This is a genomic window from Luteipulveratus flavus, from assembly GCF_029439465.1.
Taxonomy (GTDB): domain Bacteria; phylum Actinomycetota; class Actinomycetes; order Actinomycetales; family Dermatophilaceae; genus Luteipulveratus; species Luteipulveratus flavus.
The window spans coordinates 1-12,802 of record NZ_JAROAV010000039.1; the positions used below are offsets into that span (position 1 = coordinate 1).

Below are 12,802 nucleotides of genomic sequence, written 5' to 3' on the forward strand. Positions count from 1 at the left end.
CTACGCTGCACGAAACCGTCTCGCCCCGTCCGGGTAGAGACACAACCCGAAGTGTCCGGAAACCCCGGGGCGGTTCAGTACAGCTAGCCGTTGGGAGGGTCTGTGGCGTTCAGCCAATCCTCGCAGTCTTCGAGCAAGCTCTCAAGGCCAGCCATAATCTGACCGGGGATGCTGGCGGCTAGCGCCACGCGCAAGCCCAACACCAAGCCCTCCACGCTTGGCCTATCGAGGTGCCATGTCAACCATCTGCGGGGGTCAACGGCCGCCGCCTCGATGCCTTGTGCCAGCAGGCTGTCGACTGCCAACCGCACTGACTGAGCGCGAGAGTCAGCAACGTCGATGGTCCATCCTTCATTCGTGCTCATGGCCCGATCCAATTCAGTTCGTGGTCATACGTGCCAAGACGATCCTGTTTACTAAAGCCATCAGGACTGCGCGACATCTTCCATGTACCGCCGATGTGTCCATCGATGTCCTGAGTTATGTAGTACTTTCCATTTCGAAAAACCGGTTGATTGCTACTCCGGAAGTTGGTCTTCGAGTATCCAAGCCATTTTGCGAGGTCTCCCGCTTGGGAGTTCGTCAACTTGGAAACTCCACCGGCTTCGGTCGGGCAGTTATGGACGAGGAGCTGTGCGGCGGTGATGTAGTAGTTGTGGTCGCCTTCGACCTCGAAGTTGTACACCGTAGCGGATCGGTTCTCGACACGGATGCTGGTAATGGTCGCGGTGCCGCCATCACGCTGCGTGAGTCGATCCCCGACCCTCAGGTCGCCGCTGAGGACCCAGCCTTCGCCTTCGACCATGAACGGGTGCTGCTGAGTGACTGCCACGACGGCACCACCGGTGACAGTTATTGTCATCAGCGTGGTGGTGTTCTTATGGAACAGTCCGATGACGCGACGTAGCTCGTTCTTACCGGTGCCAATGTTCTTGGCCCAGACCTGATCGCCGGTCCGCACCTGTTCGACTGGAACTTCGCCTCTCGCGGTTTGGACCGTGGTGCCTGCGGCGAAGCAGTTGCACGGCAAGGCGTTGACATCCTCGACGGCGCGAGTCTTTGCAGTGCTGCCAGGGCCACGTGTCCGAAATGTTCCTGGAAACTGGTGCCCAACGTCGCCCTGTGCACTGAACATAGCGCCATCGGCGAATCCGAGCGCCATCATGAACTGCGTTTCTGAACCTGCTTGGCCACAGACCATCCCAGCCGTCTTGCACACGATCCCGGCTGCATGGCGCGCGTACCCCATGTAGTTGTACGAACAAACCTGCCCGTCCGAGAGAGTGTGGTTCAAGGTCGAGAGTCCGCACTCCAGTACGGCGTACGGCATGTCACGACTGCGCAGGTAAGCCTTGGCCTTCTCCATACCCCTGTCCCACGACTCCTGGGTGGCGGCTGCCATCGGCCGCCCCCCGATCTCCGCGGTCAAGACCGGGTCCTTCGCGTGATGTTCTACTGCAACCGCTTGAGCACGTTCGCCGTCTTCGGGAGCGACTGATCCGCCGCCCTTCTCGATGGCGTTGATGTGGCCGTCGACCTCGATGCGGTTGAGGGGGTTGCCGCCGGTGAAGGCGTACCGGTTGGTGTTCCACGGGTCGGAACCGAGGTTCATGTCGTCCAGGGCGCCGTTGAACATGTCGCGGGACAGGAACCGGTTCAGGCCGGTGGAGTAGGTGCGGAACCCCATGTCATAGGACCCGGTCAGCGCGTCGAACCGCTTCCCGGAGTACCGGATGGGGTTGACCATGTCGGCGTCCTTGGTCGGGTCGCCGGTGATCGCATCGACCCCGGTGGTGCCGACCTTGTCCGGGGCGCCGTAGGCGGTGTACCGGTAGGTGCCCGCGGTCGGGCCGGCCTCGTTCGTGGTCGTGGTGGCCGGGTCGTCCGCCGCGGTGAGGGTTTCCACGTCACCGTGCGGGTTGTACCCGTAGTAGGAGGTCGTGGCGGTGGTGCCGGTGATCGGGGAGTCCACCAGCGACAACGGCTTGCCGGCCGGGTCGTAGGCGTACCGCTTGGAGGTCTTGAACACCCCAGCCCGGTCCGCCTGCTCCTCGACCGCGACCTGCGAACCCAGGCCCAGGTAGCTGAACCGGGTCGCGACCGTCCAGTCCGACCCCGGCTTGTTGGTCTGGGAGACCACCCGGTCGAACGGGTCGAACGTGCTGCTCTTGGACGACAAAGCGGTCCCGGCGGAGTCCCACCGCTGGTGACGGGTCAGCCGGTCCCACCCGTCGTAGCCGTACCGCTCGACCACCTGGGCACCCACGTCCACGCTCGACGCGCGCCCGAGGACGTCGTAGCGGTGGTTGAACGTGGTCGACACCCCGCCGGTGGTCTGCACCGACTTGGTCAGCCGGTTGCGGTCATAGGTGCGGGTCGTGGAGGTGGCCCCCACCGTCTCGGCGGTGATGTTGCCGGCCGCGTCGTAGGTGAACGCCTCGTTCTCGCCCTTGTCCGCGCCGGTGCGGGTGACCGTCTTTAGCTGCTGGTTAGGCGTGTAGGCGAATACCGACGTCTGGTCCAGCGTCCCGGTCGATCCGGCGTCATCGAGGCGTTCGACGTCCTGTGAGCGGTCCCCGTCGAGGGTGTACGTCAGCTGGTGGGAGGCCACCAGCGCACCGCCGCTGGTCTTCTCCTCCAGCGTCTTGGGCAGCCCGTCCTCGTGGTAGGTCGCCTTGGCCACGTTGCCGTTGGGCTTGGCCAGGGAGGACAGCATCCCGCGCGGGTCGTAGGTGTAGGCCCACGCGTCCTGCTTGGCCGGGGTGGTCGGGGTGTCCCCGGCCCGCACAGTGGCGACCAGGTTGCGCACGTCCCAGGTGTAGGCGGTGTACCGGGAGGTCCCGGCGCGGGTGGCGTCGGTGGGCCGGAACGCCATCACGCTCAGCGGGTTGGAGTTGCGGTCGTAGGTGTAGTCGGTCTTGCGCTTCTCCACCCCGGCCGCGAGCTCTTGGACGATCGTGGCGCGGCCGAGCTCGTCGTAGCTGGTCTGGTAGGTGTCGATCGCGGCCCCGGTGGTGGTGTCCTTGACCTGGGTCGGTGAGCCGTTCGCGTCGTAGGTGTTGGTGAACGAGCGGGCCTTGGCCGCGCCCATGTCGACGATCCGGACCGCGTCCGCGACCACGACCCCGGTGGTCGAGGGCTTCAGCACCACCGACCGGTTGGTGTTGCCGGTGAAGGTGTAGGTGCCCAGGCTGACCCAGCTGTTGGCCGAGGTGCACGCCTTCTGGTCGATGGTCTTGGTCACGGCGCCGCCGGCGTGGTTGATCGTGTACGTCGCGGCGGTCGTGGCGTCGGTGCGGACCGGGCAGGAGACCCACACCTCGAACTGGCTGCTGGTGTCCGGGTCGATCTTCCAGGTGATGCTGTCGGCGGCGCCGGTGGTGCCGGCCGCGGCGGCGGCGTGCGTGAGGTAGTTCGCGCCCTGGGTGTTGGTGCCGCCGGCCACGGTGGTCCAGGTGCCGGTCGTGGCGACCTGCCAGGTGTTGGCGTTGTCCATGATCGTGGTCGGCTGCGCCGCGGCGGTGTCGGACCGGGACGCCAGGGACCCATCGGGGTAGAACGTCCACGACTGGGACCGGGTCGCGGTGAACCCGTTGGCCTTCAGCGCCCGGGAGGTCTGCTGGCCCAGGGAGTTGTACCCGTAGCTGGTGACGATGCTCCACGGGTCGGTGGCGGTCTTGATGTCACCGGAGGGGTAGTAGGTGTAGTTCGTCCACGCGCTCGCGCCGGCCTGGGTGGTGGCGTACGTGGGGTCGGACTGGGCCTTGATGCGGCCGACCTCGTCGTAGGTGGTGTACGTGCTCGGGGTGTTGGACCCGTCGGCTGCGCCCTTGCGTTGGATGGGCCGGTTCGCCGCGTCGTAGACCGTCTCGCTGACCTGGTTCGAGGGCCGGGTGACGCGGGTGATGTTGCCGGCCGCGTCGTAGGTCGCGGTGGTCTTCAGGACCTGAGGGGTGCTGGACCCGATGGCGGTGCGGTTGAGGCTGGTCCCGGTCGGCTGCCCGGCCTTGTCGTAGGTGGTGGTGGTGCGGTTGCCCAGCTGGTCGATCTGGGCGGTGACCTGGCCGTCGTCGTTGTACTCGGTCTTGGTGGTGTAGCCGGCCGCGTCGGTGCTGGCGGTGACCTGACCGTTGAGGTCGTAGACCTTCTTGGTGGTGAAGTCGCTGGCGTCGGGGGTGGCGTTCTTGTTCGGGTCGACGACCTTGACGACGTTGCCGACCTGGTCGTAGCTGTAGCTGGTGGTGACCGTCTTGGCGGTGCCGTCACTGTCGGTGAACGGCGCCTGCATGGTCAGGACCTGACCGAGCCGGTCGTAGGTGTAGCTGGTGGTGAAGTCGCCGGCGGTCGGTGTCGCGACGCCGTTGGGTGCGGTCTCGCTGACCAGTCGGCCCAGCGGGTCGTAGGCGTAGGTCGCGGCTCGGCCGGTGAGGTTGTTGTCCGGGACGGTGGACTTCTCCACCTGATCGCCCGCGTTGTAGGTGGCGACCGTCTGGGCGCCGTTGGGCGAGGTCTGCTTGATGACCCGGTCGTTGAGGTCGTAGTCGGTCTGGGTGGTGCGGGTGGTGGTCCCGTCGTGCGGGGTGGTGACCTTGGTGGGTCGCCCGAACGCGTCGTACTCGGCGGTGGTGACCTGCGCCAGGGCGTCCTTGACCTGCATCACGTTGCCGCGCACGTCATAGACGAAGTCGGTCTTGGACGCCACGGCGTCGGTGATGCTCTGCGGGTAGCCGTTGGCGTCGTAGCCGGCGTAGGTGGTGGTGCCACCGCGGGCGTCCTTGGCCGTGGCCACGGTGCCGTTGGTGTTGTAGGTGTACGTCGGACCGTTGCTGTTGCCGTCGCGGACGGTGAGCAGGTTGCCCTTGGTGTCATACCCGAAGGTGGTGACCAGCTTGGCCGCGGACGTCTTGGTCTTCAGCACCGTCGGGGTACCGGGTGCGCCGGTGAGCTTGTCGTAGGTGAGCACGACGCCGGTGCCGTTCTTCTTGACCGTCATCGCGTCGCGGACCTTCAGCGGGTACCCGGTGCCCGGGTCGTACTCCCAGGTCGAGACCGCCCCGTTCGGCTCGGCCAGCCGGGTCACGTTGTGGTCGGAGTCCCAGCCCATCGTGGTCACGTCCGCTGACCCGGTGGCGTTGGCGTTGGCGTCCTTGATGCTGGTGGTGCGCCCGTACCCGTCCGAGCGGTAGGTCGTCACCGACGGGGTGGAGCCGTTGACGTCGGTCACCTCGGCGACGATGTCCTTGGCCGCCGAGCCGTCGGGGTCGGAGTAGACGAACGTGGTCAAGTTGGCGCGCCGGTCGGTGTACTTCTTCGGCCAGTTCGCGAACGCGGAGTTCTCGGTGGAGGTGAAGTACTCCACCGAGGTGCTGGAGCCCATCGGGTCCTTGACCGCGTTCAGCTTGGCGTTGCCGTTGGTGGAGGTGTCGGTGTAGCCCAGCTGGAACGTCTTGACCAGCGCCCCGGTGGCGTACGCGCCGGTGGCGGCGTCGAACGATCCGCCGTCCTGCAGGGTGGTCAGCTGGTGGGAGGCGTTGTAGGTGAACTTCAGCGCGCGCCCGGACAGGTCGCGCACCCACTTCAGCCCGGCCGTGTCGTAGCCCAGGGTCAGGGTGGTGCGGCCGCCGGCGTCGCGCACCGAGGTCAGTCGCCCGGAGGTGTCGTACCCGTAGGTGAGGGTGTTGCCGTTGCGGTCCACGACCGAGGCGGGCCGGCCAGTGTCCTTGTTGAAGTAGAACCGGGTCCCGTCCGGGCGGGTCAGCGCCCACTGGTGGTCGGCGTCGCCGGCGGTGTCGCGGGACAGGTCCAGACCCACGCCCGCGGGGCGGGTGTAGCGCAGCACCGGCTGGGTCTTGGTGGCGTCGATGAGCTTGTAGGTGTGGGTGGTGCCGTCGCCGTCGATGAACGTCATCAGGTTGTTGGTGCTGCCGCCGGAGGGCACCGACAGGGTGCTGCCCAGCCGGGTCAGCGTGGCCGGCTGCAGGGAGAAGCCGTACCCGGCGCCGGAGTCGGTGACGTCGCTGCTGTTGTAGGTCAGCCGCACGAACGAGGACGGCCCGATCGAGGGGTTGGACAGCGCGTTGTAGGACCAGACGGTGTTGCCGTTCCACAGGTTGGCCAGCAGCTGCCCGCCGCCACCGGTGGACTCCCCGGTGTAGGTGAGGAACTTCTCCAGCCCCAACGAGTTGGAGGTGGGGTCCTCCACGTACCGGTCCACGCACAGCAGGCCGGTCTTGACCATCGTGCAGCCCTGGGTCGGGCGGGTCGTGCTCGAGGACAGCGGGGTGGTCGCCGAGAACCAGTCGCTGCCGGTCCACAGGTCCAGGTAGAAGTCGTACGCCAGACGCTTGGCGCCGGTGTCGGACTGGATCGGGGTCCGGATCGGCAGGCTGACCTTCACCGACTCACCTGGGTTCAGCGCCCGCCCCAGCGGGACGTAGTTGCGCTCACCGGAGGTGGTGATGTCGGTGCCGGACCCCGGTTCGGTCCACCGGTAGGACAGCTGCAGCCCGGCCGGCCACGCCGTGGAGGTGGTGTTGGTGACGGTGACCGGGGTGGTGATGATCGTGCCGGGCACGAACCGCTCGGGGACCTGGTCTGCCTCGATGGTCTGGGTGTCGTTCTTCTCCAGGTGCTCCACCACCAGCCGCGGGTGCAGCAGCCGGTCGGGGGCCTCACCGTTGACGATGTTGATCGTCTGCTGCGACAGGGTCTCGTCGCGGGTCTTGAGCAGGAACCCGTGGTTGTCGCCCAGGTTGTTCACCCACGCCTGGACCTTCGCGGTCAGCGCCGCCGAGGCGAACGTCAGCCGGGTCGGGTCGGTGTCGGTGGTCACCGACGCGAGGGCGGCGCCCTCCATGTCACCGCCCTTGGTCGTCCACTTAATGGTGGTCGTGGCGCTGTCCCAGGTCGCCTGGTCCTCCACAAAGTCGCGGGTCAGGGCGTACATGTCGTACGAAGGGGTGCCGGAGCCGGCGCCGCCGCCCTTCCACAGCTCGACCCGGGCGTCGGTGACCTTGACCGCCTGCTTGATCGACAGGGTGTCGAACTCGAACAGCGCCCGGGTGTTGCCGTAGGTGGAGCTGGAGTTGCCGACCTTCACCCAGTACTTGGCGTTGCTGGCCGTGCCGTCCGGTCGGGACAGCACCGTGCCGTTCTGCGTGGAGGACAGCGTGGTGTCCGAGACGTCACCGGTGAACACCTTCACCGCCCGGCCCTCACGGGGGGTGGTCACCACCATCGCGTTGGAGGAGGCGCGCCCGTCCCGGCCGGACTGCACGTCATCGGCCGTGCGGACCACGACCCAGTACACGTACGTCGCGCCCTCGGTCGCGGTCGAGGCCGTCGCGGACTCATCGGTCCAGGAGGTCACATCGGCCGGGACGGTGCCGACCAGCTGGGCGCCCGAGCCGGCGAACCAGTCGCCCGAGGGGGCGGTGCACGCGGCGGCGGGCAGCACCCGGCAGCCGCGGAAGATCTGGTACTCCGCGACGTTGTCGCCATCGGCCGGGGTCGGGTCCAGGTACTTGGTCCAGGACAGCTCCGGCCCGGAGGCGTGGATGGAGGTCGGGGCGTTCAGCTCCACGCCCGGCTCGCCGTAGGTGATGACCAGGTTCGGGCGGACCACGGTCTCCCCGCCGTAGGCGTCCTCGCTGGTCTGGTAGGTCGCCCCACCGGCGGCGGCGGTCGCCGACTCATCGACGGCCTTCAGCATGAACCCGAAGTTGCTGGCCGGGTTGTCAACCCAGCCCTGCACGAACGAGCCGACCGCGTAGGAGTGCCACGCATCCCGGCCGCTGACCGGCATGACCTGACGGGAGTACTCCGTCAGCCGCACCGCGTCCGCAGCCGGCGCGGTCGCGGTGGTCCCGGCCTGCCGGGTCACCTTCACCAACGCCGACGCGGCCGGGTCCGCGGAGAAGTGCTGGGAGGCGGCCACCTGAGCCCACACCCCGGTCGTCGCGCCGGTGGTCTGGTTCACCCCGACCGAGGCCGAGCTGGCGGCGTCACCGGTGACCACGTACGTCGGGGTGCCCTGGGTCGCCGAGGGCACGAAGTGCGTCTCGACCTGGTAGTCCCCATCACCGGGCACCCGCGGGGTCCAGGTGAAGGTGTCCGCCGTGGTGCCCGAGGTGGCGACCGCCTGGGACCCGCCGACGGCGTTGGCGTTCGCGCTCTCCTCCCAGGTACCGGTCGAGGACGTCGACAGCCCGTCGGCGTTGTCGACCACCACCCGGTTGTAACCCTGGGCCGGGTTGAACGCGGCGTTCATGTCGGTCCAGGTCGCGGTGTCCTCCGACCACGCCTTCGTCGCCGCCAGCGCCTGCAGCGGCGTGGCCGTGGTGTCGGAGGAGAAGGTGTTCGCGTAGTGCATGTTCAGGTCGGCCGAGCGGATCGTGGTCCCGGCCGGGATCATCGAGGTGTCGAACCGGACCAGGCCCCGGTACCGCTTGGCCGAGCCGTTCACCCCGACCGACATCTGGTCCAGGCCGCCGTAGGTGTTGCCCGGGTTGACCTCCGACAGGTACGTGTCCTGCGCCGCGGCCGGCGCCGGCGCCACCGTGATCGAGGGGTCGACCATCACCGGGAACACCCGCTCGGGCGCGGTCAACCAGGCCGCGTCCGGGGTCAGGGTCACGGTGAGGACGTCGCCGTCCTGCTTGAGGGTCTGGGTGACCTTGCCCGTGGCCGGCGCCGCGCCACGGCCGGCAGCGGAGTCGGTCATCACCGGGGCCGGCAGCACGTAGCTGGGCCGCTCCTTGTCACCCTCGGTGAACAGTCCGACCGCCCCACCGGGCAACGCCTTCGCGCTCATCCCCTTGGTGTGCAGCTCGAACACGAACGGGCCGGCCCCGTCGGCGGCCGAGGCCAGCAGCACGTCCTCCTTCACCCCCGACGGGCGGACCGTGTACCGCACATCGGCCGACCCGAACACGTCGGCGAAGGTGACCGACGACCCCGACGCCTGCGCCTTCACCGGACGCTCGTCCCCGGCCGCGCCCACGCTCACCGACACCCCGTCGGCCTCGAACCTCATCAGCCGGTCGCTGGAGCGGCCGAACCGCACCCCGAACGCGTTCTTCGCCGCGGCGAACGCGTCATCCCCGCTGCCCGCCGAGACGCGGGTGTCGATGTCCTGCCACTTGCCCTTGGAATCCCGGTAGTGCACCGGCTCAGCCGACATGACCACCTGCGTCGTGCCGTCGGACATCTCGAAGCTCTTCGAGGATGCCGAGCGCCGGCCCGTCAGCTCCCGCACCCGGGAGGCCTTCGCGCCCGGCTTCGCCGCCGCGCTCGAGTGCGCCCCCACCCGGGCCGGCGACGGCGCCACCAACTGCGCGCCCGCGCCACCGGTCAGGCTCAGGCTCGCCTGCGACTCCAACGCCGCCGCCGACACCGTCGCCGACCCCGCGCCCGAGAACGCGGTCACCACCGCAGCAGCGACCACCGAAGACACAGCACGACCCAACAGACCCACGGGAACGCCCCCCAGCCAGGGCCCACGACAGCCGTGAGCCAAACGGCGCTATTCCTACCGGCCGACACACTCACCTTGGAGAAACTTGCTTACAACCTGACCGTTAACTGACTCATTCCTGACCAATCCTTGAGGCTCGCCCGAGCGGCCCTGCACGAGATGAGCCACGCCGGCGTGCAGAGCTCGCTCAACGCTCGACGCGCGAATCACCAGAGAGGCCAACCACATTCAAGCGGGCCCGCAATCCGCCGACTCGTTACCCTCGGCGCTCAGGAGGTTGGCGCAGTCGCCGGACTCAAGGTCCGTGCGGGCCTGACGCGCGCGTGGTCACGACTTGGCCACGAGCCGGCCATCGACCGAGACCGGGCGCCAGGATGGCCTACGCTCCCGGCCGTGATGAAGAGCGCGATGCATCGACCTGTGGTGATCTGTGGCGTTCTCGCCCTGTCGTTCGGGCTTGCCGGCTGCGAGCGTGATGCACCACGGTCGGCCGGCGCGTCGACCCCGGTCCCGGCACCGAGCACAACAGCCGCAGGCTTCGGGCCCACGAACGCCTCCGGCACACCCACGACGGCACCCACCACGCTCGCGCCGACGCCGACGCCGACGATGCCCGGCGCCACGTCTGTCCCGCGCCAGGACTCGCTCTATCCCAAGCGGGGCAACCCGGACGTGGACGCTCTGCACTACGACCTCGACCTCGCCTGGGATCGCGACAGCCGCACCCTGACCGGCACGGCGACCGTGCTCGTGCGACCGGTCACGGACCGGCCCGTGCTCGAGCTCGACCTGTCCCACGCCCTCACCGTGGACAGCGTGACCATCGACGGGACGGCGGCTACCGCAGCGGTCACCCCTCGCCACAAGCTGACCGTGCCGGTCCCGATGACCAAGGACGTCAAGCGCACGGTCGTGATCCGCTACCACGGCAAGCCGGACCCGGTCGCGGCTCCGACCACCCGCAGCGACCTGGACGAGGGCCTCGGCCTGCGCGCCACCAGCGCCGGTCACCTCTGGACGATGCAGGAGCCGTACGGTGCGTTCACCTGGTACCCGGTCAACGACATCCCCTCGGACAAGGCCACCTACGACATCAGCGTGCGCGCGCCGAAAGGATGGGCCGGCGTGGCCAGCGGCACCCCGGCCAGCGCCCCGGCCGGGACGAACCGGTTCGTCTCCACCCGCCCGGTCGCCTCCTACCTCACCACCCTGGCCGTCGGCCCGTACACCAAGCACGTGGCCACCGGCCCGCACGACATACCGCTGACGTACTGGACCCGACCCTCCGACGGCGACGAGCTGCGGGTGCTGCGCCGCTCTCCCCGCCTCCTGACCTGGCTGGAGAAGCGGTTCGGCCGCTACCCGTTCGCCTCCGCCGGCGCCGTGGTCGTCGACAGCAGGGCCGCGATGGAGACTCAACAGCTGGTCACCTTCGGCGGGAAACGGTCGGCCCGTCAGACCGACGACGACACCGAGCTGACCGTCGTCCACGAGTACGCCCACCAGTGGTTCGGTGACGAGGTCGGCCCCAGCACCTGGACCGACGTCTGGCTCAACGAGGGCTGGGCCATGTACATCGAGCTCCTCTACCAGGTCGACCGCGACAACATCCCCCAGGACTTCTTCACCCAGTGGCTCGCCCGCGCGGACGGCACCGCCCGCAAGAAGTACGGCCCGCCCGGTCACCCCGACCGCGACGAGTTCGGCACCAGCAACGTCTACCTCCCGCCCGCGAACATGCTGCACCAGATCCATCGTCAGCTGGGCGACAAGAAGTTCTACGCCCTCGCCCGCGCCTGGGTCAGCCAGCACCACGGCCAGGCCGTCGACCGGCAAACCTTCACCACCTTCGTCAACCAGCACACCGGCCGAGACTTCACCGCCCTGATCAACCGCTACCTCGACTCCACGACAACCCCACGGGACTGACGCCGGGCCCAACGGGCCCAGCAGGCACCCACGCCGGCTCAGCGCTGGCGGCGGTCGGCCTGATACCAGCGGTGTCGACGTACGACCGGTTCTCAACGCCACCCAGCTCGCTCGTACATGCAGTCAGTGGTGGCACGGCGTACCTGGCTCTAGAATGAGGTCAGCGCGGGGCGTTGAGCCTCGCGAAGTGAACCCGAGACCCATCCGGACGGTTGTGGCGCTCGGGTTTCGCGCTGCCTAGAGCCGTACACGGCGCACCTCGACGAACAGCCGATAATTTAGATTATGTCGCGCTAGCTCCCTGGGCGGCGTCAACTCTTGGTCGGGTGCCGCCCACGTGCAGCAGAGCCGCTGGGGCTCTGCGGTGCCGCGAGGGTCCAGCCAGACTGTGCCTTCGCCCCGATTGGGACAGCTGACCCATCGAGGCCGAGCGGGATGCGCGCCCCGGATATGAACATTTCCCTGGAGGAACGTCCACTTTCACGAGCGCTCCGCCACGCATCGACATCTTCGTCGAGGAAGAACGCATGGTTCACCAGCTCGTGATGAACATCATGTAGGAGTTCGCCAGCTTGGACGAGGGCAGCTGGCGCAAGCAACCGCATCTTTGTCAAGCACTCTATTAAGGTCTCGTGCGCTTGATGAGCTCGATCAAGCTCCAACTGCAACAATTCTTGCGACGCCGCCGCCGCTCGCAGACGGCGACCTTCGCGGCTAGCACTTGAGATCTCGAACGATGAGTCAAGAGCGTCGTGGACGACCTGGTATAGGGAGTCTCGCAACCACGCTGTCGTCTCGCCTGTTCGAACCGACGCAGCCCGCGATCGCTCGATCAGGATGGTCACGATCAATGAAGCCGCCGACAGCGCTGCCGCGATCGCCGCAGCAATCACCGCAGCTTGCGATTCGTTCATGAGGCCATGATGCCGCCGCACCCGGGCCAGGCGGTGTCGTAACCACCGCGCGTCCCGACCAAGTCGCGATTGCAGCTTTGCCATGCGGCTAATCAAGCGCCAAAAGGTCCGCCTCCAAGGGTGCTGCGGCCGCCGGTGAGGGCGTTCCGGCGCTCCGGGGGCTTCATCCGCGTCGACTGACTTCGGCCGACCAGCTCACGCTCAGGCCACGCTGTCGGACAACCTTCATTACCACGACGTTCCGACACAGCACCAGGTCCGCTCACGCCAGAGCAGCTTCGCCGGTCAATCACAGCCCACCGTGGCCCGCCACGGCATAGTCGGGCGATGATCGGTGACGTAGACCCTGGCCGCACGGGATAGCCTCCGGACTGGGCCTCACGATCCCAGCAAGAGACGACCGGGTGGAGGGGACGGTGCGCCTTGAACAAGAACGATGACGAGGAACCGGCCAGCGCGACCGCGGCGATCCGATCGACGACTG

General features: G+C 67.8%; 3 protein-coding genes. 1 reads left to right on the forward strand and 2 read right to left on the reverse strand.

Annotated elements, in window-relative coordinates:
• Positions 1-361: 361 nt before the first annotated feature.
• The gene (locus P4R38_RS15935) at positions 362-9,454 is read right to left on the reverse strand and encodes a DNRLRE domain-containing protein (RefSeq protein ID WP_277193037.1); all 9,093 of its coding nucleotides are present in this window, start codon (positions 9,452-9,454) and stop codon (positions 362-364) included.
• A gap of 417 nt (positions 9,455-9,871) precedes the next feature.
• Here P4R38_RS15935 and P4R38_RS15940 point away from each other — a divergent pair, with 417 nt between their 5' ends.
• A complete protein-coding gene (locus tag P4R38_RS15940) occupies positions 9,872-11,404 on the forward strand; it encodes a M1 family metallopeptidase (RefSeq protein WP_277193039.1) in 1,533 nt (510 codons plus the stop codon).
• Between the two features lie 311 nt (positions 11,405-11,715).
• Here P4R38_RS15940 and P4R38_RS15945 read toward each other — a convergent pair whose 3' ends face one another.
• Positions 11,716-12,318: a hypothetical protein gene (locus P4R38_RS15945; protein ID WP_277193038.1), complete on the reverse strand. Its 603-nt coding sequence runs from the start codon at positions 12,316-12,318 to the stop codon at positions 11,716-11,718.
• Positions 12,319-12,802 lie beyond the last annotated feature (484 nt).

Coding starts and splice junctions, on each gene's coding strand:
- P4R38_RS15940 (WP_277193039.1), top strand. CDS start 9,872: ATGAAGAGCGCGATGCATCGACCTGTGGTGATCTGTGGCGTTCTCGCC.
- P4R38_RS15945 (WP_277193038.1), bottom strand. CDS start 12,318: ATGAACGAATCGCAAGCTGCGGTGATTGCTGCGGCGATCGCGGCAGCG.